The sequence below is a fragment of the Azospirillum sp. BE72 genome (assembly GCF_031455875.1).
Classification (GTDB): domain Bacteria; phylum Pseudomonadota; class Alphaproteobacteria; order Azospirillales; family Azospirillaceae; genus Azospirillum.
In genome coordinates this window covers 1-23,369 of the sequence record NZ_JAVDTO010000010.1, presented here as the reverse complement: position 1 = coordinate 23,369, position 23,369 = coordinate 1, and the positions used below count along the sequence as shown (strand labels likewise).

The 23,369-nt window shown below is 66.5% G+C and carries 21 protein-coding genes; 7 read left to right on the top strand and 14 right to left on the bottom strand.

Annotated features, from left to right (window positions below):
- Positions 1 to 15: 15 nt before the first annotated feature.
- From J2Y49_RS21405 to J2Y49_RS21390, 4 genes are all read right to left on the bottom strand, one after another.
- Positions 16 to 741, bottom strand: coding sequence for a DUF2279 domain-containing protein (locus J2Y49_RS21405; protein ID WP_310116974.1), 726 nt, complete (start codon positions 739 to 741; stop codon positions 16 to 18).
- A gap of 388 nt (positions 742 to 1,129) precedes the next feature.
- Positions 1,130 to 2,515: a tripartite tricarboxylate transporter permease gene (locus J2Y49_RS21400; protein WP_310116973.1), complete on the bottom strand. Its 1,386-nt coding sequence runs from the start codon at positions 2,513 to 2,515 to the stop codon at positions 1,130 to 1,132.
- Positions 2,515 to 3,024, bottom strand: coding sequence for a hypothetical protein (locus J2Y49_RS21395; RefSeq protein WP_310116972.1), 510 nt, complete (start codon positions 3,022 to 3,024; stop codon positions 2,515 to 2,517). The genes J2Y49_RS21400 and J2Y49_RS21395 overlap by 1 nt, the downstream gene beginning before the upstream one ends.
- A gap of 126 nt (positions 3,025 to 3,150) precedes the next feature.
- Positions 3,151 to 4,434, bottom strand: coding sequence for a hydroxymethylglutaryl-CoA reductase, degradative (locus J2Y49_RS21390; RefSeq protein ID WP_310116970.1), 1,284 nt, complete (start codon positions 4,432 to 4,434; stop codon positions 3,151 to 3,153).
- A 301-nt stretch (positions 4,435 to 4,735) separates the two neighbouring features.
- On the opposite strand from J2Y49_RS21390, the gene J2Y49_RS21385 reads away from it, so the two are divergent.
- Positions 4,736 to 6,145 (top strand): PLP-dependent aminotransferase family protein, encoded by a 1,410-nt coding sequence (locus J2Y49_RS21385; RefSeq protein ID WP_310116969.1) that lies wholly within the window; start codon positions 4,736 to 4,738, stop codon positions 6,143 to 6,145.
- Between the two features lie 105 nt (positions 6,146 to 6,250).
- Positions 6,251 to 6,454, top strand: a complete 204-nt coding sequence (locus J2Y49_RS21380) for a hypothetical protein (RefSeq protein ID WP_310116968.1) — start codon at positions 6,251 to 6,253, stop codon at positions 6,452 to 6,454.
- A gap of 72 nt (positions 6,455 to 6,526) precedes the next feature.
- Here J2Y49_RS21380 and J2Y49_RS21375 read toward each other — a convergent pair whose 3' ends face one another.
- Both J2Y49_RS21375 and J2Y49_RS21370 read right to left on the bottom strand, forming a co-directional pair.
- Positions 6,527 to 7,711 (bottom strand): hypothetical protein, encoded by a 1,185-nt coding sequence (locus J2Y49_RS21375; RefSeq protein WP_310116967.1) that lies wholly within the window; start codon positions 7,709 to 7,711, stop codon positions 6,527 to 6,529.
- 11 nt (positions 7,712 to 7,722) lie between these two features.
- A complete protein-coding gene (locus J2Y49_RS21370) occupies positions 7,723 to 9,345 on the bottom strand; it encodes a hypothetical protein (RefSeq protein WP_310116966.1) in 1,623 nt (540 codons plus the stop codon).
- Between the two features lie 224 nt (positions 9,346 to 9,569).
- Between J2Y49_RS21370 and J2Y49_RS21365 the strand changes: the two genes are divergently transcribed.
- The 3 genes from J2Y49_RS21365 (at position 9,570) to J2Y49_RS21355 (ending at position 11,294) form a co-directional block, all read left to right on the top strand.
- The gene (locus tag J2Y49_RS21365) at positions 9,570 to 9,776 is read left to right on the top strand and encodes a hypothetical protein (RefSeq protein WP_310116965.1); all 207 of its coding nucleotides are present in this window, start codon (positions 9,570 to 9,572) and stop codon (positions 9,774 to 9,776) included.
- A 102-nt stretch (positions 9,777 to 9,878) separates the two neighbouring features.
- Positions 9,879 to 10,076, top strand: a complete 198-nt coding sequence (locus J2Y49_RS21360) for a hypothetical protein (protein ID WP_310116964.1) — start codon at positions 9,879 to 9,881, stop codon at positions 10,074 to 10,076.
- Between the two features lie 210 nt (positions 10,077 to 10,286).
- Positions 10,287 to 11,294 (top strand): C-terminal binding protein, encoded by a 1,008-nt coding sequence (locus J2Y49_RS21355; protein ID WP_310116963.1) that lies wholly within the window; start codon positions 10,287 to 10,289, stop codon positions 11,292 to 11,294.
- A gap of 64 nt (positions 11,295 to 11,358) precedes the next feature.
- Here the strand turns inward: J2Y49_RS21355 and J2Y49_RS21350 are convergent, their stop codons facing one another.
- Genes J2Y49_RS21350 through J2Y49_RS21335 form a run of 4 tightly spaced genes read right to left on the bottom strand, consistent with a single transcriptional unit; the run spans position 11,359 to position 15,408 of the window.
- Positions 11,359 to 12,627, bottom strand: coding sequence for a threonine synthase (locus J2Y49_RS21350; RefSeq protein WP_310116962.1), 1,269 nt, complete (start codon positions 12,625 to 12,627; stop codon positions 11,359 to 11,361).
- Positions 12,628 to 13,539, bottom strand: coding sequence for an ABC transporter permease (locus J2Y49_RS21345; protein ID WP_310116961.1), 912 nt, complete (start codon positions 13,537 to 13,539; stop codon positions 12,628 to 12,630).
- On the bottom strand, positions 13,536 to 14,372 hold the full coding sequence (locus J2Y49_RS21340) for an ABC transporter ATP-binding protein (RefSeq protein ID WP_310116960.1): 837 nt from the start codon (positions 14,370 to 14,372) through the stop codon (positions 13,536 to 13,538). The genes J2Y49_RS21345 and J2Y49_RS21340 overlap by 4 nt, the downstream gene beginning before the upstream one ends.
- 4 nt (positions 14,373 to 14,376) lie before the next feature.
- Positions 14,377 to 15,408 (bottom strand): ABC transporter substrate-binding protein, encoded by a 1,032-nt coding sequence (locus J2Y49_RS21335; protein WP_310116959.1) that lies wholly within the window; start codon positions 15,406 to 15,408, stop codon positions 14,377 to 14,379.
- 356 nt (positions 15,409 to 15,764) lie between these two features.
- Between J2Y49_RS21335 and J2Y49_RS21330 the strand changes: the two genes are divergently transcribed.
- Complete coding sequence (locus J2Y49_RS21330) at positions 15,765 to 16,247, top strand: DUF1579 domain-containing protein (protein ID WP_310116958.1); 483 nt, start codon at positions 15,765 to 15,767, stop codon at positions 16,245 to 16,247.
- A 111-nt stretch (positions 16,248 to 16,358) separates the two neighbouring features.
- Here the strand turns inward: J2Y49_RS21330 and J2Y49_RS21325 are convergent, their stop codons facing one another.
- Positions 16,359 to 17,468, bottom strand: coding sequence for a two-component system response regulator (locus J2Y49_RS21325; protein ID WP_310116957.1), 1,110 nt, complete (start codon positions 17,466 to 17,468; stop codon positions 16,359 to 16,361).
- Between the two features lie 53 nt (positions 17,469 to 17,521).
- Positions 17,522 to 21,070 carry a response regulator gene (locus J2Y49_RS21320; protein WP_310116956.1) on the bottom strand — a complete coding sequence of 1,183 codons (3,549 nt, stop codon included), beginning with the start codon at positions 21,068 to 21,070 and terminating at the stop codon, positions 17,522 to 17,524.
- On the opposite strand from J2Y49_RS21320, the gene J2Y49_RS21315 reads away from it, so the two are divergent.
- On the top strand, positions 21,069 to 21,200 hold the full coding sequence (locus tag J2Y49_RS21315; protein ID WP_310116955.1) for a hypothetical protein: 132 nt from the start codon (positions 21,069 to 21,071) through the stop codon (positions 21,198 to 21,200). The two genes, J2Y49_RS21320 and J2Y49_RS21315, sit on opposite strands and share 2 nt — an antisense overlap.
- Before the next feature lie 58 nt (positions 21,201 to 21,258).
- Here J2Y49_RS21315 and garD read toward each other — a convergent pair whose 3' ends face one another.
- Positions 21,259 to 22,788: a galactarate dehydratase gene (gene garD, locus J2Y49_RS21310; RefSeq protein ID WP_310116954.1), complete on the bottom strand. Its 1,530-nt coding sequence runs from the start codon at positions 22,786 to 22,788 to the stop codon at positions 21,259 to 21,261.
- 14 nt (positions 22,789 to 22,802) lie between these two features.
- Positions 22,803 to 23,369: aldolase/citrate lyase family protein (locus J2Y49_RS21305; protein ID WP_310116953.1), on the bottom strand; the 567-nt coding region annotated here is incomplete at its 5' end.

Below are 23,369 nucleotides of genomic sequence, written 5' to 3'. Positions count from 1 at the left end.
GGTCGTCAGGCACGATCAGCGGCGGTCGAAGCTGCGATCTACGCTGATATAGCTGTATGGCGCCTGGACATAGTTCAGAACGCCGCCGGTGTCGACATAGGGGGCCAGGAGCTTGGTCAGATTGAGCCCGACACCGATGTAGAAGTGCCGTTCGCGTCGGTCGGAGGCCCCCGTGCCGGAATAGCTGTCATAGTTGCGGGCGTAGTAGCCGACGTGGAATTCCAGATGGCGCAGCACCGGGTCTGTGACCGCTTCGAATCCATCGGCCTTGACGGCGATAAGGTACTTCAGCCGCTGGTAGTCCGTGGTCACGTCGAGCTGTCGCTTGCCGCGGGGGAATGGATCGTATTCGGCGCGGAAGTCGAATTTCCGTTTGATCTCGGGATACTCCCACAACGCATAGCCGAGCGCCGCCCCGGCCGTGTTGAACAGCATGTCCTGGTAGGAGAAGCCGTAATCGTCGCTGAAAGCATCTCCGATCTCGATCGCCGTCATGACGCCGAGGGACGAGAAAGCTCCGTAGCGGGCCGCGTCTGTCCGTCCATAGCCGAACCGCTCGTAGCTGTGGGCGAACAGGTGGCTCAGCGCATAGCCCGACCAGGCATGGCCCAGCTTGTCGGCGCCGCCCTCGCCGGTGGTGCGGCCGAACCAACCCTCATCCTGAAATCTGGGGCCGCCCGAGCCCCAATCCCATGACCATGTTCCCCAGCCCAATGCCACCGCGCCGACCCCCAGATTCAACCAGAGAGCCTTGTCCGCGCGGGTCATTTCCGCAGACGAAGCCCATCCGGATTGGCAAACGAGGACAAGCGCGAATAGAAATCGAGCCAGATGTCTCATTCCGCCTCACACGAAAAGAGGGCCGAGTTCCGGGAGCGGCTCAAAGAAGATTGCTGCGGATGCCGAGCGGGTGGTCATGGCATCCGCGGCACCGAGTACTGACAGAATTGGCTGAATGCCCCGGGGAGGCCAATGCTCATTTGTGTCCGGATGGGAGCGAACAGGCGCATCACATAGTACAGTATATTTCGAGATGACTCCTTGGGGGTGTCGGTGCAGCGGCAGACCGGTGCGGGAGCGGGACCTCCGCCTCCGACACCGGCCACGTCCGTGCGGCACGCCGCGGGCTTCAGACACCCAGCAGCTTGGTGAGGGCGGGGACCGTAAGGACGGCGGTGTAGTAGCCCATGAACTGGACCCCGGTGTTGAAGCCCAGCGTCCGGTAGAGCAGCCCGCCCACCAGACCGATCGCCAGGATCACCAGCAGGCCCATCAGCCCGCCTTCCCACACGCCGATGACGAGGATCAGGCCGGAGAAGGTGGCGATGATCGCCTCGTGGCTCAGCCGGCGGGCGACCAGGGCCGCGGCACTGCGGGCATAATTCATCGCGAAGGGGTAGGAGACCAGTGCCGCCAGGACGACCGCCAGCAGGCCGTAGCCCAGGAATTCCCAGCTGGTCATCAGGTTATGCAGGTTGTTGACCTGCCCGGTCGCGGCATCGACGGTGAAGCGTGGCGGCGCGTTGAACAGCGGCGCGGCAGGTCCGGCGGCGACGGGGCTCAGCGGCAGGCCGAAGGCGATCAGCGGGATCAGCGCCTCGGCGATGTAGGTCGATTCCGTGACGCCGTTGCGCGCGGTCAGCACCGTCGTCATGCGATGGTAGACATGGCGGACGCGCGAGCCCACCACCTCGCCCAGCAGAACGGTCATGGCGACCGGGCTGAACACGAAGGTGGCGCTGGAAATCGCGGCGGTGCCCAGCGTCCAGCGCAGCTGGGAGGCATCCAGCACCTTGAAGGGGTTCGGGAAATAGCCGCCCCAGCTCTTGACGTCGGGAGCGAGCGCGAAGCTGCGCACCTTGTCGCGGGCGATCCGCTTGCGGTCGACCGGCGACAGGACGGAGAAGAGGTCGGCCACCAGCGGACCGATGGCGATGCCCAGGAAATAGCTGATGCTCAGCTTCACGCCGAACTTCGCGGTCAGTCCCTGCAGGGCCACGATCACCAGCACGAAGGGGAACAGCGCGACGACCGAGGCCCAGCGCCCGGCGGAGAAATAGGCGATGATCACCGCCGCGGCGACGAAGATCCAGGGTGCAGCCTTGGTGATGGCCGGTCCGAATGGAGCCAGCAGGACGGCGAACAGCACCGCCAGCGGAACGGAGACGAAGGCGGCGATGATGGCGCCGGACACCATCTTGCGCAGGGCGATGTGCGGCACGCCGAGATTGCGCAGGACGCCGGCCTGCTGCATCAGCGGGATCGCCATGGTGTCGCCGGGGATGCCGAGCAGGGCGGTCGGCACCGCGTGGGTCATGTGCTTGGCGACCGCGCTGGCGAGAAAGAAGGTGAAGACGCCGGCCGGCGGCACGCCCAGCAGGACGACCAGCAGGGTCAGGGGCGCAATGGTCGTGGTCTCGTCGGTGCCGGACACCAGCCCGATGGCAGCGAACAGCACGGCACCGAGCAGCCCCATTCCCGCCGCCCAGAGGATGTCGGAAAGAAGGAGTTCCATCACGCCCGCGCCCCCCGTGCCGCCGGTTCGGAGCGAAGGGCATCGGGGCTCGGGGGCGGAACACCATGCAGAACCGCCTTGCGGCCGCCGGCATCCCTTCCAGCGTCCTGGGCCGCTTCCTCGGCTGCGAACAGGTCGTAGAGCCCCATCTCCTTCAATTCGGCCACAGTCGGCGCGGGAAGGTCGGCGAGCCGGCCGAATCCGCCGGGTTCCGATCGCAGTTCGGCCATCAGCGTCTCCCGCCAGGCGGGATCGGCGGCACGGTCGATGACCTCCCGCTTGGGCGGGAACAGGCGGGCGCACACCGCGCCGGACACCAGACATCCCGCCAGCCCGACCAGCATGGAATAGGCGCGCGCCATCTCCGGCGCGGCGACGAGGCCGGCAAGGATGCGGTTGGCCAGCAGAAAGGCACCGAGGCTGATGGCGCAGCCGATCGCCATCGCCCATCCCAGATGGACGCTGTCGACCGTGTCCCCCCAGACCTCAATCAATTGTCCCGTCTTCATTGCGTTTCCTCTTCATCGGGGGGCGGGGTCATGCCGCGGTGGAGCGTCACAACCCTGCCGGTTGGCTGGCCTGCCTGCCGGTTGCCTGGCCGGGCCCTTCGACGGACCTGCTTGTCGTGGCCTTGGCTATTGGGCGGCCGCCCGCATGTCCTCCAGGATCGCCTGGGCGACGTCCTGGCGGACGGTGCCGCGCTCCACCAGGATGCGGGCGACGCGGTCGATCTCCTCACCGACCGCACCCGCCATCATGGCAATGTTCTGGGCGTGCAGGGCCATGTGGCCCTTCTGGATGCCGGTGGTCGCCAGCGCCTTGAGCGCGGAGAAGTTCTGCGCCAGCCCGACCGCGGCGATGACGCGGGCCAGACGTTCGGCGCTGGTAACGCCGAGGATCTTCAGGCAGGCCTGCGCCGTTGGATGGGCCTTGGTGGCGCCGCCGATCAGACCGACCGCCATCGGCAGCTCGATCGACCCGCTGAGATGACCGTCTGCCGTCACCTCGAAGCGGGTCAGGCTGCCGTAACGGCCGTTGCGGGCGGCATAGGCATGGGCGCCGGCCTCCACCGCGCGGGTGTCGTTGCCGGTGGCCAGCACGACGGCGCTGACGCCGTTCATGATGCCCTTGTTGTGGGTGGCGGCGCGGTAGGGATCGGCGTCGGCGAAGTGATAGGCGCTGATGATGCCGTCGCGCACCGCCTCGCCGCCGATCCGGTCGAGAGGCCAAACCGCATGCGCCCGCGCCAGACGGCGGTCGGCAAGGTTGGACAGGATGCGCAGATAGACGCGCCCGCCGGTCCATTCGGCGATGTGGGGAGCCAGCTTTTCCGCCATGCTGTTGACGGCGTTGGCGCCCATGGCATCCCGGGTGTCGACGATCAGGTGGGTCACCAGCATCGGACCGCCCTGGCTGTCGAGCACGCGAACCTCGACATCGCGGAAACCGCCGCCGAACTTCAGCAGGATCGGGTCGCAGCCGTCGCACACCGCCTTGATCTCGTCGCGCCGGCCAAGGATGCGCAGGCGTGCGGCATGCGGATCGGCGACGCCGATCGCCTGGATCTGCGCGATCATCAGCGTACCGGACATCGAGGTGGTGAAGCCGCCGGCGTCGTAGCATTGCCGGGCCGCATTGCAGACCGCGGCGACCACCGACGATTCCTCCGTCGCCATCGGGATCAGCAGGTCCTCGCCATCGACCTTCATGTTGGTCGCGATGCCCAAGGGGATGTTCATCGACCCGATAACGTTCTCGACCAGCCGGTCGGCGAGGTCGATATCCAGGTTGCCGGTGCCGGGCAGCGCCGCCGCCGCCGCCGCGTCGAGCCCGGCGAATTCGGAGACGATCGCCAGCCGCTCCACCGGCGACTTCTTGTGGAATCCGGAGATGCGGGAGCTGCGATGGGGATTGGTCATTCCTGAACCTTGTTTGCTGTGAGGGCGTTGCCGGCGGGGGAGGGCGCCCTGGTTGTCACTCGCGGATCGTCGCGCTCGAACGGATGGCTTCCGTCCTGCACCGCGCATGACGGTGCCTGCGAGGAGGAAGCGGGGGAGGAGACGGCGAACAGGGTGCCGCGGCAAAAGCCGCGACGGCGCTGTTCGCATGCGGAATGATCAGTGATACAAAGGGACGGAGCAAGGGACAGTTCGTCGGTATCTTCGGGACACTGTCCCAGTGATTTCAGTGGGACACCTTACCGGAAGGGCCGGCTGCACGATGACGCGGGTGAACAGCATCGTTGACAAGATCGCCGGTCTGATCGGCGACGGCCTGCTGAAGCCGGGGGAGCGGCTTCTGTCGGTCCGGGCCGGTGCGGTCGAGCATGGCGTTTCCAAGAACACCATGGCGGAGGCCTATGACCGGCTGGTGGCGCTGGGCTATCTGGAAGCCAAGCAGGGCTCCGGCTATTACGTCGCGCGGGTGCGCCGTGCCTCGGCCGAACAGCAGCCGGCCCATGTGGCGGAAGCGGTGGATTCCGTCTCGCTCCTGCGCGAACAGCTGGTCCAGACCTGCTCGGTGCGGATCGGCGACGGTCGGCCGCCGCCGTCCTGGATGGAGCGGTTCGAGATCGGCAGCGCCCCGCGCTTCATGGCGGCGGCGCGCGGGCTGGCGTCGGAACATGGATACGGCTCGCCCTGGGGCTTCCTGCCGCTTCGGGAGAGGCTGGCGCTGACGCTGGGGGAACGCTCGATCAAGGCGTCGCCTGACCAGATCCTGCTGACCCAGGGCGCCAACCATGCGCTGGATCTCGTCGCCCGCCAGATGCTGGAGCCGGGGGATACGGTTCTCGTCGACAGTCCCGGCTATTACCCGCTGTTCGGCAAGCTGCGCCTGTCGCGCATCGCCATCGTCGGCGTGCAGCGCCTCCAGGACGGTCCCGACCTGGACGATCTCGCCGCCAAGGCCGCCGCCCACAAGCCCAAACTGTTCTTCACCCAGTCGCTTGCCCACAATCCGACCGGCAGTTCCATCACGCCGGCGGTGGCGCATCGCCTGCTGCAGGTTGCCGGCCAACATGGATTCTATGTGGTGGAGGACGATCCCTTCGCCGACGTGCTGCCTGCCGCCAGTCCGCGGCTGGCCGCGCTCGACCAGCTGGACCGGGTGATCTACATCGGCACCTTCTCCAAGACGCTGTCGGCCAGCCTGCGCGTCGGCTATGTGGCGGCGAAGCGGCCGCTGATCGACCGGCTGTGCGACGTGAAGATGCTGACCATCGTCAGCACCTCCGATTATGTCGAGCGGATCGTCTACGGCTTCATCGCGTCCGGGCATTACCTGCGCCACCTGCGCAAGCTGAAGACCCGGATCGAGGAGCATGCCGAAACGGCGATGCTGGCGCTGAGCCGCATCGGCGTCCGGCTGCCGCCGACCGTCTCGGGGAGCTACTATCTGTGGGGCGAGCTTCCCGACCATCTCAACGATGTTGATCTGGCGCAGCACGCCGCGGAGCGGGGCATCTTCCTGGCGCCCGGAACGCTGTTCCTGCCGACCAGGATGCCGACCGCGCCGGCCTTGCGGATCAACATCGCCTACGCGACCGATCCCCGTTTCATCGATTTCCTGAAGGACAACCTTGCTCCGCCTGGCCTTGCCCCGCCCGGCGGCGCGGACCGGCCGGCATAAGGCGCAGGGCGCTGTTCATCCTGCCTGGGCAGGGTCATGTCATGCACCGGCATCGGCCGCCACGGCCCGATGTCGGGAATCCGGATGGAAGGGAGATGGCCGTCCATGTCGAACGTTGTCCTTCTCGGAGCTTCGATCTTCGACAATGCCGCCTATGTGGGCGGCGGTCCCGACGTGGTGACGCAGCTTCGCCGACAGCTGCCGCAGGGCTGGCAGGCGACCTTGCGGGCGGTCGATGGCGGGGTGACCAGCAGCGTTGCCGCTCAGGTCGGGCAACTCTCCCCCCGGATGCCAGCCATCTCGTGGTGAGCGACGGCGGCAACGACGCCCTTCGGCATTCCAGCATTCTCTATGAGGGTTCTTGGCCTCGTGCCCAACTTCCTATGCCCGCTTGTAGGCCATCAGGAAGGCCACGGTGCAGAGAAGGGGAAGTCCGACGTCGCGCATTTGGAAATCGATGTGGAGGATGGCGGCATAGAGAACGATGCCGATCGTGGCGATGGCCGGCAACAGGGTGTCGGCGAGCCCGAGTATGCCGCGGCCGTCGAGCCACGCACCGGCCGCCAGGGTCGCATGAATCAGCGCGATCAGGATGAGGAGGGCGATGCCGGCCATCAGGACATATTCCAGGGTGAACACCGCCGGCAGGTACCCGGCGGGAACCGATCCGGCGAGGATCGGAGCCAATGCGCCATGCGCCGCCGTTACCCCGATGACGGCGATGTAATGCAGCGCCGTCGCCAGCAGCAGATTGCCGGACAGCAGCTCCACGGTTCGCCAGGGCAGGAAGGTGGGCCGACGGATACGGTCGAGGACGAGGATGCTCACCGCAGTCCCACTGCCGAAGAGCAGCGCATAATCGGGCGACAGCGGCCATTTCGACACCCCGTGACCGAGGACCAGGATGTCGAACAACGCCACCGAGAGGCCCAGCAGGGCGACGATCGCGGTACGGTGGGAGTGCCGGTGGTGGGCGAACGCCCGCCCCGCAACGACGAAGAGGATCCACGGGAAGACAGGGAACCAGCCGGGAAAGGATGGCACGAACAGGCCGTAGATGAAGGGAAGCGGCAAGGCGAACCAAGCGCCGCAGAGTGCGAGAAGAAACAGGCCGATAAGCATCCGGTTGGCGGCGCCGACCCTGGCGGCGATATCGAACAGCAGCCGGGCGGCGAAGAGAAACATGAAGAAGTCGCTGGAGAAGGGGTTGTTCTGTTGATACAGGCTGTGGATGGCCGCCAGGATGAACAGCTTCAGATGATCCTCGATCCGCCGGCCCAGCGGCTTTGCCAGGAAGCGATCGAGCGTCATTCCGAAGGCGAAGAAGAACAGCACCGGCGCCAGTTCGAAGACGAATTGCAGGATGTTGACGAGATGGTAGGCGTCCGGCATCGCGCGCCCCCAATGGCCCGCCACCATGAACACAAGGGCGGAGACGCGGATGATGTCCAGGCTTCCGTCTCTGGCTGCCGGTGGGTTCGGCAGTGGCATGTGCTCACTCCCAAGGACGGGCCGAGCCGAGGCCCGGCTTGTCATGACGAGGGTTTCGGCCGGGCCGGCAGTCATCTCGTGCTCCTTTATGACCGGTGCGGACGGGTGATGCCCAGGCGTCCCGGGACTGCCGCCGCCCATGCGATGACCGCGGCGCGCTCCTCGCGGTCGAGCATCCACACCATGAAGAGGGTTGCACCCAGATAGAGGGGCAGGGCCGGAAGCGTCTTGGTGTAGAAGGGGTCAAATCCCACTTCGTAGCGCCAGAACGGGACGATCGAGAAAGGGGCCAGCGCCGCGACGCCGAAGATCCAGCGGGAGAACCACCAGGCGGGGACGAGGGCGGCCAGCGCCAGGATCCAGAGCATGAACCAGGGCCACATATGGGTCGATATGCTGAACACCACCGCCGCCATCACCGCAGTGGCGGCCTTCCAGGTATTTTCCGTGGTGGGCCGACGGTACAGAGTGGCCAGGGTCCACATGGCGAAAGCAGCGAAGGAACCGCGTACGAGCCAGCGCAGGGGAGCGAGGTCCATGCCCATCAGCCTCTCCGCCACGCGGACGACGTCGACCGGTTGAAGCCACTGCCAGCCGGTCATGCCGCGGGCTCCATCGAAGAAGGTGGGAGAGCGGAAAAAGAGGAACAGGACGGCAAGGAAGAAGGCGGCTGCCGGAATTCCGCGCAGAAGATATGGAACCAGGATGCTCTTGAGATCCAATCGCCCGGACCTGCCGACCCTGTACAGCAGATCGACGGAGACCAGGGCTGCGCTGGTGTATTTGCAGGCGGCCGACGCCGCCAGCGCCAGCGGGCCGGCACGGTCGCCGGAGGGAAGGCGCATCAGCCACACCAGCATGAAGACGACCATCGCCATGTCGTTGTGTCCCTCGCCGGCCGAATAGATGTGGCCGATGGGCAGCCAGCCGAACGCGACGAGGCCGGCTGCGGCGGTCGCCTCGTCATGGGTCCGGCCGATCTGCCGGACGATGGCGAGCGCGGCGATCCAGGCCCCCCCCAAGGCCAGCTTGAACAGAAGCCCGGTCACCCAGACATTACCGTCGCTGAGAGCCATGATGCCGGCCGAGATGACCGCCCACAGGGGACCGTAGGTCATCATCGCCGACACCTCGTCGAAGGGGTAGAAGCTGGCCTGTTCCGGCGTGAAGGGAACATAGTAAGGGTTGAGGCCATCGATGATTTTTTCGCCCCACAGCGCGGAGAACCAGAGGTCCTGCGTCATCACCGGAACCGACGGAATGCAGGCGACGGTGAAAAGAACCGGCCAGAAGAAGAGGCGGTCCGTCATCGTCTTCGTGACCGGGCCGCTGAAATTGGACAGCCAGCGGAACAGCCATGCCGCCTCGGCGATCTGAAGGGCGAGCGGGAAGCAATAAAACAGGAAATAAAGACCATCATGGGTGAAGACGTTGCCGTCGGTGAGTGCATGTGCCAGCGGGATCGGGAAGTCTGCGATGGATGCTGCCAGCCGAGCGAAGAAAGCGGCTTGATTGGGCAGGCCGACTTCCCCGTCTTGTGCATCCGAGGCTGCAAGGAAGTAGCTCAGTGACGAATAAAGTAATAAGAACGACGTTGCAATAAATCCCAGTCTGTCGATGACGGTGCCGATCTTCCTGTCATCAGGGGCGTGTGGCACAGCGCTTGTTAAAGATGTTTTTCCCGCAACCCGCACTGACATCTCGTCCACCAGTGTGTTCTTGACGGAGGCGTCGAGTCCTATATTAAAGAAAATCAGATAAAATTTGGCTGTTCTTTGGTGATAATGCTGGAGTTTTCTATTTGGGTGCAGCCGCTCGTCCTGCTTTGCGCATCAATTTCCTTTGATGTTGCGCATTCGAATGAGGCTGGCCCTACGCCATCGGCCAATGTCCGGTCTGCCTGGAGCATCCGATTCCGTCACGAGTGGCCGGAATGAGCAACTGGCTGCGGCAGCAAACAATTGGTGCCTGGCGTCATGCTCATTCGCCGCCGGAACCGCGTGGTTCCCGCATTCTTGCTGGCCAAGATGACAGGGCACGGCTTTCAGCACTCAGTGCTTGGTTTGCGATGGAGAAGATGGCTGCGGCCGTGAGCAGGGCGAGGATGATTTCCAACCGCTTTCATACCTTCCAGCTTTGAAGCTCCGCCGTCAGGCGTCGGCTTGCCGCGGACACCGTCAACCTCCGCTATCAGAGCAGCGGTCAGACCTTCCGCTGGCCTTTCCGCATCGGCGACCGGGAGATGGAGTTCTTGCCCTCCTCGGGCGTGGTCGTCGATGTCGGCGAAGCCGTGCTCGCCGACTTCGCCATGGAGCGCAACACCATAGCCGTGCTGTGGCCTGCCAGCCGGCACTCCAACCCCGCGGTGCGGGCCTTTCTCGACCATCTGCGCGAGGTTGCGGAGCGGTTGATGTTGAGCGCGAGTCTGCCTCTCCGATGATGTCGATCAACGGCTCGGACCGGCCCCCGGTGCGTCGGCGTTCGGAGTTTTCACTGCGGCACCTGTGAGAATGTAGGGTTATTCGGCAGTTCAGCTGCTTGAATGCATATCTGTTTCCCTATTCTAGTGATGGGCTTCATCTTGCAAACCTCGTAATTGCGTGGACAGATAACGCCCTCATCAACCTGGGAAATGACAGGAGCGGCAGGGATGCAGCAGCAAGCAAGGCGGTTCGTCGTCGGGATCACCGATCACATGATTCCGCCCCCCGATCTTGAAGCCGCTGCGCTGGATGGTGTCGCCGAGGTCGATTTCCTCGATTGTCGGCGGGAGGAGGAACTCGATCCGGAGCGTCTCGCCCGATTGGACGCTCTGCTGGTGTGGAGCACGCGCATCGGTCCGGCCACGGTCGAGCGGTTGAAGCGCTGCCGGATCGTCGTACGCTTCGGCGTCGGCTACGACCGCGTCGATGTCGCGGCGCTGGAGGCCGCCGGGATCCCTTTCTGCAACAACCCGGATTACGGGACGGAGGAGGTCGCCGACCATGCCGTCGCCATGATCCTGTCGCTGCAGCGGCGCCTGTGGGAGCATGATGCCCGCGCCCGCGGCTATACGACGACTTGGCAGGCCAACACGCTGACGCCGCTGCACCGTTCCGGCGCCGCGACCGTGGGGGTGGTCGGGGTCGGACGGATCGGAACCGCGGTGGTGAACCGACTGAAGGGCTTCGGCTATCGAATCCTGGGCTATGATCCGTTGCAGCCGGCCGGACACGAGAAGGCGGTCGGCTACCGCCGCGCCCGCCGGCTGGAAGACCTGCTGGCCGAATCCGACATCGTCACTTTCCATTGCCCGCTGACGCCGGAGACGCGCGGACTGCTGAACGGGGCGACCCTGGCAGCGATGAAGCCGGGTGCCATTCTGGTCAACACCGCGCGGGGCGAACTGTTCGCGGGGCTCGACCCGGTGGAAGCGGCCCTGCGCGACGGCCGGCTGGCCGCCGTCGGCACCGACGTGCTGCCGGTCGAACCGCCGGTCCCCCATCCGCTGCTCGACGCCTGGCGGGCGGGGGAGGGCTGGCTGGCCGGACGGCTGGTGGTGACGCCGCACAACGCCTTCCACTCCGATCAGGCGGCCGTGGAGATGCGGCGCAACGCGGCGGAGACGGTGCGGATGTTCCTGGAGGACGGGGTGCTGCGGAACAGGATCCGGGCTTGAGCGAACTGCAAGGACGTCGCCACCAGCCAGTCCGGGTGGTGGCGGGTCTCGCTCATCGAACAGCTTACCCGAAGGCCGAATAGTCGATGGGCCGGGTGCGGTCCAGCTTGCGGTGCACCGGCGTCAGCGGGTATTTCAGGCCGGTGGCGCAATTGAACAGGACGGCGCGTTCGTCCCGCCCGACCCGGCCGTCGGCCAGCGCTTGGCGGTAGGCGGCGTAGGTCGCGGCTCCTTCGGGGCAGAGCAGGAAGCCCTCCTCCCGCGCCACCTCGGTCAGCGCGGCCTGGATGGCGTCGTCGGGCACGGCGATGGCGAAGCCGCCGCTCTCGCGCACGGCGCGCAGGATCAGGAAATCGCCGACTGCCTGCGGCACGCGGATGCCGGACGCGATGGTGTGCGCATCCTCCCAGCGCGGGGCATGCTCCTCCCCCTGTTCCCAGGCGCGGACCATGGGAGCGCAGCCGGCGGCCTGCACCGCCACCATGCGCGGTCGCTTCGATCCGATGAAGCCGATGGCCTCCAACTCGTCGAAGGCCTTCCACATGCCGATCAGGCCGGTGCCGCCGCCGGTGGGATAGAAGATGACGTCCGGCACCTCCCAGCCCAGCTGTTCGGCAAGCTCCAGCCCCATGGTCTTCTTGCCTTCGATCCGGTAGGGCTCCTTCAGGGTGGACACGTCGAACCAGCCGACCTCGGCCTTGCCCTCGCCGACGATCTTCCCGCAATCGTCGATCAGGCCGTTGACGCGGTAGACGGTGGCGCCTTGCAGCTCGATCTCCGACACGTTCACCTCCGGCGTGTCGGCCGGGCAGAAGATGGTGGTGCGGATGCCGGCGCGGGTGGCGTAGGCGGCGAGCGCTGCACCGGCATTGCCGTTGGTCGGCATCGCTATGTGGGTGATGCCGAAGGATTTCGCCATCGACACCGCCATCACCAGCCCGCGCGCCTTGAAGGACCCGGTGGGAAGCCGCCCCTCGTCCTTCACCAGCAACTCTGCCGACCCCAGCCGCTTTGCCAGACGGGACAGCGGGACCAGCGGGGTCACCGCCTCGCCCAGGCTGACGATGTCCTCGACCCGGCGGACGGGCAGAAGCTCGCGGTAGCGCCACAGATCCTGCGGGCGTTCGGACAGCGAGCTTTTGGTCAGCGCCTGCTTCACGCCGTTCAGGTCATAGCGGACCAGCAGCGGCTTGCCGGCGCGCGACAGGTTGTGAACGGTGTCGGCCTCGTACCGCTCGCCGGTGTAGGCGCATTCCAGATGGGTGACGAAGGTCGGGCGCTCGACCGTCAGGTTGGAATCGAAGCGCACGGGATTGATGTCTTGGAAAGCCATTTAGCGGACCATGCCCCATTTGCGGACCGTGTGGACCTCGATCCAGCGGAAGACGACGTTCTCGACCAGCAGGCCGATCAGGATGACGGTGACGAGGCCGGCGAAGACCTTGTCGATGTACAGCTCGTTGCGGTTCTGGAAGATGAACCAGCCGAGCCCGCCCTTGCCGGACGACACGCCGAACACCAGCTCCGCCGCGATCAGCGTGCGCCAGGCGAAGGCCCAGCCGACCTTCAGCCCGGTCAGGATCGCCGGGAAGGCGGCGGGGATCAGCAGCGTCACGACATAGCGCAGGCCGCACAGCCCGTAATTACGCCCGGCCATCCGCAGCGTCTCCGACACCGAGGTGAAGCCGGCATGGGTGTTCAGCGCCAGCGGCCACAGAACGGCATGGACCAGCACGAAGATCAGGCTGACCTCGCCCAGCCCGAACCACAGCATGGCGATCGGCAGCAACGCGATGGCCGGCAGCGGGTTGAACATGGAGGTCAGCGTCGACAGCAGGTCGTTGCCGATCCGGGTGGAGACGGCGACCGTGGTCAGCAGCACGGCCAGCACCACCGCCGCCGCATAGCCCTTCAGCAGCACGGCCAGAGAGGTCCAGGCCATCGACAGCAGATTATCGCGCCGGATGCCGTCCCACAGCGCCGCCGCGGTGTCGGTGAAGGTCGGGAACATCAGCGGGTTGTTCTGCCAGACCGCCGCCGCCTGCCACAGCGCCGCGACCGCGGCCAGCACCAGCAGCCGGCGCAGCGCCGTGACATTGCTCAGCCGCTCCCACGGGGATAGCGGGCGGGCGACGTCGCCGATGGGGCCGGTGGCGGTGACAGTGCGCTCGTACTCGGGGCGTTGCGGCGGCTCGCGCCTGCCGGTGGATGAAAGGCGGCGCGGGGAGAAGGACAGCTCGGTCATGCGCTTGGTCCCTTTCCGCTTCCTTCCACATCTTCGGCGAACAGCATGGTGTGGATGCGGCCGGCGAGGGTCTGAAACTCCGCTCCGCCGACGGCGCCATGGTCGTAGCCGTCGCAGTTCACCTCCGCCTTCACCTGTCCCGGATGGGGCGACAGCACCAGGATGCGCGAGCCGACCACCAGCGCCTCCTCGATGGAATGGGTGACGAACAGCACGGTGAAGCGCAGGTCGTCCCACAGCTGCAGCAACTCCTCCTGCATCTTGCGGCGGGTCAGCGCGTCGAGCGCGGCGAAGGGCTCGTCCATCAGCAGGATGTCGGGCTCCATCGCCATGGCGCGGGCGATGGCGACGCGCTGCTTCATGCCGCCGGACAGCATGTGCGGGTGCACATCGGCGAACTTCGTCAGGTTCACCCGGGCGATGCAGTCGAGCGCCTTTTCCTCCGCCTCGCGCCGCCCGGCCTTGCCGCTGGCGAGCAGGGGGAACATGACGTTCTCCTTCACCGTCTTCCAGGGCGGAAGCTGGTCGAACTCCTGGAACACCATCATGCGGTCGGGGCCGGGCTTCGTCACGGTGCGGCCGTTCAGGCGGATCGCCCCCTCGACCGGCTGCAGGAAGCCGCCGACCGCCTTCAGCAGGGAGGATTTGCCGCAGCCCGACGGCCCCAGCAGGACGTAGCGTTCGGCCTGGAACACCTGGAAATCGACGCGGTAGGTCGCGGTGACGAGGTGGCGCCGCGTCTTGTATTGCAGGGTCACGCCGGAGACGTCCAGCAGCGGCCGTTCGGACAGGCCGTCGCTGTCGATGCTGTGCGGATAGGTCAGCGCGTTCATCGCGTCAGCTCCCCGCGCCGTCATGCAGGTCGTCGAAGAAGAAATCCTTCCAGGAAGCCGGTTTGTTCTTGATGGCGCCGACCCTGTGCATGAAGTCGGCGAAGGCCTCGGTCCGGTTCGGCGTAACGGTGAAGCGGATGTCCGGGTCGTTCAGCAGCCGCAGGATATAGGCCTTGTCCAGGCTGCCCTTGTTCTGCGCCAGATAGGCGTCCGCCGCCGCCTCGTGATCGGCGTTGATGCTGTCCATCGCCTCGCGAAGTGCGTTCAGGAAGGCCCGGTAGGTCTTCGGGTTGTCGTCGCGGAAGGACTGCTTGCTCCAGATCAGGTTGAAGCTGTGCTGCCCGCCCAGCACGTCGTAGGAGCTGAAGACCTTGCGGATCTTCGGGTCGTCCAGTTGCTGGTACTGGAAGGGCGGGCCGGAGAGATGGGCGGTGATGCCGCCGCTGCCCGACAGCAGGGCCGCCGTGGCGTCGGGATGCGGCATCGACACGGTCAGTTTGTCGAGCGCGTCGTAATTGCCGGGGCCGAGTTCCTTCTCCGCAGCCATCTGCAGGATGCGCGCCTGCACGCCGACCTTCACCGCCGGCAGCGCGATCTTGTCGGCGTCGGTGAAATCCTTCAGCGATTTGACCTTGGGGTTGGCGGTGGTCAGGAACAGCGGCATGTCGTTCAGCGACGCGATCGCCTTGACGTTGGCGTTGCCCCTGGTCCGGTCCCAGATGGTCAGCAGCGGCCCGATACCGGCGGAGCCCAAATCGATGCTGCCGGACAGCAGCGCATCGTTCATCGCCGCGCCGCCGGACAGCTGAACCCACTCGACGGCGATGTCGAGGCCCAGCGCCTTGCCGTGCTTCTCGATCAGCTGGTTGTGGCGCAGCACATGCAGCGGCAGATAGCCGAGTCCATATTGCTCGGCGATGCGGATGCGTCCTTCGGCAGCCGCCGGAGCCGCGATTGCCGACGTCATCAGCAGCCCCATCACCGACGCGGCAATGGCCGCGAAGGCGCGGCGGCTGGGGCGTCTTGGCTGTCGCATCATCGTGCTCCCCTCATATCCATAACTCTAGTAGATTTAAGGGGAACACGAATCCGGCTCGCCGTCAACGTTGTAGAATGCAATCGTGCCTGGGATAAATTTTACAAAAATGGACTAGAGTGCGATCGGTTCAGACGAAATCGTCTGAAGCGTGAATCGCACGGAAAATCAAAAGGCTAGAGTCCGTCAGATGCTTCAATAAGCATCTGACGGACTCAAGATTTTGGGGCTGGCCGGCACAGATCGGTCTTCAGGCGATATGGCAGTTCCGAAATGCGCCAGCTGAAGTATGCCATTGACACTGATCGGAACAAAAAGCGAACATACTACCCGTATCCGGCATTGGGGGATTGCAGATGAGTGACCGTGACGTGATGGCGCGTGCCTTTGATTTCGAAATCGGGACCTGGCACGTCTCGCATCGCCGTCTGCGTGAGCGTCTGGCTGGTTGCCGGGAGTGGGACAGCTTCACCGGGACGGCGGACATGCGGCCGGTTCTCGGGGGCAACGGGAACATTGAAGATAACTTCCTGAACCTTCCGCAGGGCGCCTACAGAGCGATTGCAATCAGGTCCTATGATCCACAGAGCGGGCTCTGGGCCATCTGGTGGCTTTCCGCTGCCGACCCGCATTCAATCGAGACGCCTGTGGTGGGGCGGTTCGAGGGCAATGTCGGGACTTTCTACGCGGACGAATGCTTCAAGGGACGGCCGGTCAAAACCCGTTTCCTCTGGCTGGATACCCACACCGCCAATCCGCGCTGGGAACAGGCGATGTCGGCCGACGGCGGCGAAAGCTGGGAAACGAATTGGACCATGGACTTCAAAAGGGCCGATTGAGGAGGGAACTCCCGTCCGCCGGCGAAGCGCCGGCGCTCCATGTCGGCAATCGTCCCGCCCTACCTCCGACGGTCTCCGGCATGCTCGACGTCGTAGGGGGCGGTGCGGGTCTCACGACATGCTTTGGTCGGCGTAGCGCTCTGCGATTTCCCGGAAACGTTCGGCAAGCCGCAGGAATGCGTCGGCGACATCCGGATCGAAGTGGCGGCCCCGCCCGTCCAAGATGATCGCCACGGCCTGCTCATGGCTCATCGGTTCCTTGTAGACGCGCCTGGAGATCAGGGCATCGTAGACGTCGGCCAGTGCCATCAGCCGGGCCGACACGGGAATGTCCTCCCCTTTCAGGCCGCGCGGGTAGCCGGAGCCGTCCCACTTCTCGTGATGCGCATCGGCGATCTCGCGGGCGAAGCGCAGGAAGGATGGAGTGTCGCCTTCCAGCCGGTCCTCCGCCCGCGCCAGGGAATCGCTGCCCAGCGTGGCGTGGGTCTTCATGATTTCCCACTCCTCCGCCGTCAGCTTGCCCGGCTTCAGCAGGATGGCGTCGGGGATGCCGACCTTGCCGATGTCGTGCAGCGGCGCCGATTTGTAGAGCAGGTCGATGACGCCGTCGGTCAGGAAGGCGGCGAAGCGCGGGTGGTGGCGCAGCTCTTCGGCCAGGGCGCGGACGTAATGCTGGGTCCGCAGGATATGGCTGCCGGTCTCGTTGTCCCGCGTCTCCGCCAGAGAGGCCAACGCCATGATCGTCACGTCCTGGATCGCCCGCATATGGGCGGTGCGGCGCTCCACTTCGGCTTCGAGGAACAGGTTCTTGTCGCGGATGTAGTCGGCTGCCTCCTTGAGGCGGATGTGATTGCGCACGCGGGCCAGCAGAATGGGCGCGCTGATCGGCTTGGTGATGTAGTCGACCGCACCCAGCTCCAGCCCGGCCTGTTCGTCCGCCTGCTCCGACAAAGCGGTCAGGAAGACGACCGGGATGTCCCGGGTGGCGGCATCGGCCTTCAGCCGGCGGCACACGTCGTAACCGTCCATGTCCGGCATCATGATGTCGAGCAGGATCAGGTCGGGAGCCGGAACGGTCTGCGCGATCCGCAGCGCCTTCTCGCCGCCGCTCGCCACCTTGACCCGGTAGCTCTCCTTCAACAGACCGGCCATCAACATCAGATTGTCAGGTGTATCGTCCACCACGAGCACAACGGGGCGACGGGCTTCGGCGTCGGTCATCGCAAACTGTCTTTCGATCGGCAAGGCGGCTGTGGACATGGAGGTGAGCGGATTCAGGCGGAGGTCGCGACGGCGGCCAGGCGTCCGCGCGTCACGGCCAGTCCCTGGTCGAAATCGAAACGCCCGACGGCCGCGGCCAAAGCACCGTAGGCCTCGGATCCCAGCGCTGCGCGCAGAGCCTCCTCCTCCTGCCGAACCAGTTCGTGGGCATCGGCGTCGTCGTCGGCCAGCAGGGCGTCAAGCCGGCGCAGAAGGTCCTCCTGCGCAGCACTCAGCGGGGGTAGGACGTCAAAAGCCGCCGGCTTGCCGGGCGATCCGGCGGGAGGTGCCGCCTGCCGCGGGATCGCGCAGTCGATGGCGGCCAGAGTCCGGCGCAACGCCTGCGCATAACGGGCGACGAGCCCGTCCGTTTGGGTTCCCGTTTCGCCGCGGCGCAAGGCGGCTTCCAACGCCGCCGCCTCCTCGGCGAGCGCGCCGGCCCCGATCTGCGCCGACAGGCCCTTGGCGGTGTGGGCGGTGAGCTCCGCAAGGGCGAGGTTGCCATCGGCGAGCGCATCGGCGATCAGCACGGCCGATCCTTCCTGTTCGGCCCGGAAGCGGTCGAGCAGGGAACGATAGAGCTGCGGCCGGTTCAGCACCCGGTGCAGGCCCGCCGCCGCGTCGATCTCCGGCCCGACGGCGTCGAAGGGCGACGGCACGCCGACCATCGTACGGCGGATGCCGGGCGCGGCACCGTCCGGGGAGCATTCCGCCGACCCGTCCGAATCCTCCGTCGCACGTCCGGCCCAACGGGCGACCATCGCGTACAGCTCGTCCGGATCGATCGGCTTGGAGAGGTGGTCGTTCATGCCGGCGTCCAGGCATGCCCGGCGGTCGCCCGCCATGGCGTTGGCCGTCATCGCGACCACCGGCAGCGTCGTCAGTTCGGGCCGTTCGCGGAGGAGGCGGACGGCGGTCAACCCGTCCATCACCGGCATCTGCATGTCCATCAGGACGAGGTCATAGGGCTGTGCCGCCAGCCGCTCCAGAGCGACGGCGCCATTGTCGGCGATGTCGGGCAGGGCGCCGACGCTGGTCAGCAGTTCGCGGGCGACGTCCTGGTTCAGCGGATTGTCCTCGGCGACCAGGATGCGCAGCCCGGCCAACTGCGCGCCGATCGCGGCGTCGGGCGCGTCAGTCGGAATCACGTCGGCGCCGACGATGCCGAGCGCGCGGGATGCGGCGTCGAGCAGGATGCTGGGGTTCACCGGCTTGACCAGGATTTCGTCGACGCCGGCACGTGCGGCACGGTGCATGATCTCCGCCCCGCCATAGGCCGTGACCAGCACGAAGGCCGGGTCGGCGGCGGAAGCCGGGTCCTTGGCGTGCAGAGCGCGGATCGCGCGCACCGCGTCGATGCCGTCCATGCCCGGCATCCGCCAGTCGACGAAGACTATGTCGAAGGGCTTGCCGGCGGCGAGCGACGCGCGGGTCGCCGTGACCGCCTCGTTGCCGCCCGCGGCCCCCTGCACCTCGAAGGTCATGGAGCGCAGCATGTCGCAGATCACGGTGCGGGTGCTGTCGTTGTCCTCGACCACCAGGGCGCGGCGGCCGCGCAGCCCGGCCGGCGTGGCGGCCTTCCGGTCCGCGGCGCTGGCGGCGACGCCCAGCACGGCGGTGAACCAGAAGGTGCTGCCCTCGCCGGGGCGGCTTTCCACCCCGACGCTGCCGCCCATCATCTCGGCCAGCCGCTTGCTGATGACGAGGCCGAGCCCGGTGCCGCCGAAGCGCCGGGTGGTCGATGCGTCAGCCTGCTGGAAGGGCTGGAACAGGCGGCCCCGCGCTTCCTCCGACAGACCGATGCCGGTGTCGCTGACGGCGAAATTCAGGCGCACGCGCCCTTCCGCCGGTGCGCCCGCGCCGTGGTCGCGCCGCACCGTGACCTTGATCTCGCCCGACTGGGTGAACTTGACGGCGTTGCTGACGTAGTTCAGCAGGATCTGTCCGAGCCGCAGCGGGTCGCCGACAAGGCGCATCGGCACGTCGGTGCCGATGTCGACGACCAGTTCGAGCCCCTTCGCCGCCGCCTTCTCGACCACCATATCGGCGACGTCCTGGAGCACCCGCTCAAGGTCCAGCTCGATCGCCTCGATGGTGAGCTGTCCGGCCTCGACCTTCGAGAAGTCGAGGATGTCGTTGATGATCGACAGCAGCGAGCGGCCGGCGTTGAGAATCTTGGCCGCCTGGTCATGCTGGGACCGTTCCATGCCGGCCCGCATGAGAACATGCGCCATGCCGATGATGGCGTTCAGCGGCGTGCGCACCTCGTGGCTGACATTGGCGATGAAGGCCGACTTGGCACGGTTGGCGGCGTCGGCGCCGCGCACGGCCTCCTCAAGCTCACGCTGCACGCGCTTGCGCTCGGTGACGTCGCGGACGATGCCGGTGAACAGCATCTCCTCGCCCAGCCGGACCTGGCTGATCGACAACTCCAGCGGGAAGAGCTCTCCGGTCTTGCGGCGGCCGACGGTCTCGCGCCCGATTCCGATGATCTTGGCCTCGCCGGTGTCGAGAAAACGACGCAGATAGTCGTCATGCGCCGAATGGTGCGGCTCGGGCATCAGGAGGGAGACGTTGTTGCCGATGGTCTCCTCGGCGCCGTAGCCGAAAATCCGGGAGGCGGCCGGGCTCCACCGCAGGATGGTGCCGCGCTCGTTGATGGTTATGATGCCGTCTACCACCGTATCGAAGATCGCCTGGAGCCGCGCCTCGCCGGCCTTGGCGTCCCGCTCCAGCGCGGCGCGGCGGGCGATCTCCTCGCGCAGTGCCTGGGCGGTCTCGACCTGACGCCCGGCGACGGCGGCGGCCATGGTGGCGGTGGCGAGCGACACCGCGAAGACGACGACCAGCAGGGCGAGCGTCGTCGGCGGCAGCGTGGCGACGAGCGCCACCGGCTGTTCGGCGGGGAAGAAGACCGCGGCATGCATGGCGGTGTAGTGCATGCCGGTGATGGCGCCGCCCATCACCGCCGCCGCCGCCGACATCGCCAGAAGGCGCCCGCCGGCCGCCTTGGCCCGGCGGGTCAGGCCGCGGATGCTCAGCGAGACGAAGGCCAGCACCACCGCGACCACGACCGACAGCACCACCAGCCGCGCGTCATAGCGCAGCACCGCGTCGATATCCATGGCGGCCATGCCGGTGTAGTGCATGGCGCCGATGCCGGCGCCCATGAGGACGGCGCTGAGCGCCAGCCGCTTGCGCCCGATCTCGTCAGTCCGTCCGATCACTCGCAGGGCGACGCCGCTGGCCATCATTCCCGGCAGGAGCGACAGCAGGGTCAGGCCGGCGCTGTAGTTGACGCCGCAGGGCAGCGCGAACGCCAGCATGCCGATGAAATGCATGGCCCAGATTCCGCCGCCCATGCTGGCCGAACCGGCGGCCAGCCATACCGCCCGGGCCAGCGGCGCGGCGGTGGACAGCCGCTGCGCGATCATCAGGGCAGCCAGGGAGGCGAAAGCCGCGACCAGGAAGGACAGCCCCACCAACCAGGGGGTGTAGGACCCGACCAACACGGCGTCCAGGGGGCCCGGCGCGGCGGGACGGAACAGGGAATCGAGCCACATGATCATGCTGCGTACCGTGTCTTTCCATGCGATGCCCGGTCATGGCATGGAAGCGCCCCACGTCCTGCATGCGCCTGGAATAGGCCATACGAACAGTGTCAATCCAACCCTTTTGATTGCAACGATGTGAAACAAATTTTTACGTCCGGCAACCAACGCCGGGGCACTGTGCAAGGGAACCGGTCCGATCAGGTGACCGGCGCCGGGTTGAACAGCGTCATCGCGTTGCGGATGCCCCAATGGTCGGCCCAGGTCTTCTTCCGGCCGCTGGCGACATCCAGGATCATGCGGAAGATCTCCCAGCCGATATCCTCGATGGTGGCCTGACCGGTGGCGATGCGCCCGGCATCCACGTCGATCAGGTCGTGCCAGCGCTCGGCCAGCGCCGTGCGGGTCGAGACCTTGATGACCGGCACCATGGCAAGACCGTAGGGAGTGCCGCGCCCGGTGGTGAACACCTCCATGTTGCAGCCCGACGCCAGTTGCAGCGTGCCGCAGACGAAGTCGCTGGCGGGGGTCGCGGCGTAGATCAGCCCCTTGCGGTCGGCCCGCTCGCCGGGCGACAGCACCCCGACGATCGGGCTGCTGCCCGACTTGGCGATGGAGCCCAGCGCCTTTTCCACCACATTCGCCAGCCCGCCCTTCTTGTTGCCCGGCGACGGGTTGGCGCTGCGGTCGGTCTGGCCGGCGGAGAGGTAACGGTCGTACCAGTCCATTTCGCGGATCAGGGCCCGGCCGACCTCCTCGTCGACGGCGCGCGGCGTCAGCAGGTGGATGGCGTCGCGCACTTCCGTCACTTCGGAGAACATCACGGTCGCGCCGGCCCGCACCAGCAGGTCCGAGGCATAGCCGACCGCCGGGTTGGCGGTGACCCCGGAAAAGGCGTCGCTGCCGCCGCACTGCATGCCGACCACGAGGTCGGCGGCCGGGCAGGTCACGCGCCGGCGCCCGTTCAGCTCCCCAAGGCGCTTCTCCGCCATCTCCATGATCGAGGCGACCATGGCGCCGAAGCCGACATGGCGTTCGTCCTGAAGCGTCATGATGCTGGTGTCGCCGGACGCGCCGGCCGGCAGCAGGCGTTCCGGCTGCAACTTCTCGCAGCCCAGCCCGACCACCATCACCTGACCGCCCAGGTTGGGATTGCGGGCAAGGTTCTGCAGGGTGCGGATCGGCACCACCGCTTCGGGGGCGTTGATCGCCACGCCGCAGCCATAGGCGTGCTCGATAGCGACGACATCGTCGACATTCGGGTAGCGGGGCAGCAGCTCCTTCTTGATGCGCTCGATGGCGAAGTCCATCACCCCGGCCACGCACTGCACGCTCATGCTGATGCCCAGCAGGTTCTTGGTGCCGACCGAGCCGTCCGGGTTGCGGAAGCCTTCGAACGTGTAGCCCTCCAGCGGGGGCTGCGCCGGCGGGACGTTGGTGGCGAGCGGCAGGCTGCCCAGCGCCGGAGCGGACGGCAGCCTCACCAGCGATTCCTCGATCCAGCTTCCGCGGGCGATGTCTCGCGCGGCATGGCCGATCACCTCGCCGTAGCGGAGGATCGGCTCGCCCTCCGCCAGATCGGCGAGCGCCACCTTGTGGCCCTGGGGCACGAACTCGCGCAAGGTCAGGCCGCAGGGGAACGCCGTTCCTTCCGGCAGGCCCAGGTTGTTGACGATGATGGCGACATTGTCGTCGCCATGCACCTTGATGTAGAGCGGAGTGTCGGACATCGGACGGGGTCCTCTCAGGCGTTCGTCTTGAACCTGGCGGCGAGCTGCTCGGAGGTGCGGGCTAGAATGCCGAGGTCGGAGCCGACGGCGACGAATGTGCAGCCCAGCTCGATGTAGCGCCTCGCCAAAGCCTCGTCGGCCGACAGGATGCCGGCCGGCTTGCCGCAGGCGCGGATGCGGGCGATGGCGTCCTCGATCGCCGCCTGAACCTCCGGGTGCTTGGGGTTGCCGACATGCCCCAGCGCCGCCGCAAGGTCGCCGGGGCCGATGAACACACCCGTCACGCCCTCGACCGCGGCGATCTCCTCGATGTTGTCCAGGCCCCGGCGGCTTTCCACCTGCACCAGCACCGCAAGCTCCGCCTCGCACTGCTGCGGATAATCCTTGATCCGGCCGAAGCCGCTTGCCCGCGGCGCCGCCGAATAGCCGCGCACGCCATGCGGCGGATAGCGGGTGTAGGACACCGCGTTCGCCGCCTCCTCCGCGCTCTCCACATAGGGGATGAGGAAGGACTGCACGCCGATGTCCAGGTAGCGCTTCAGCGTCACCATGTCGTTCCACGGCACCCGCACCACCGGATG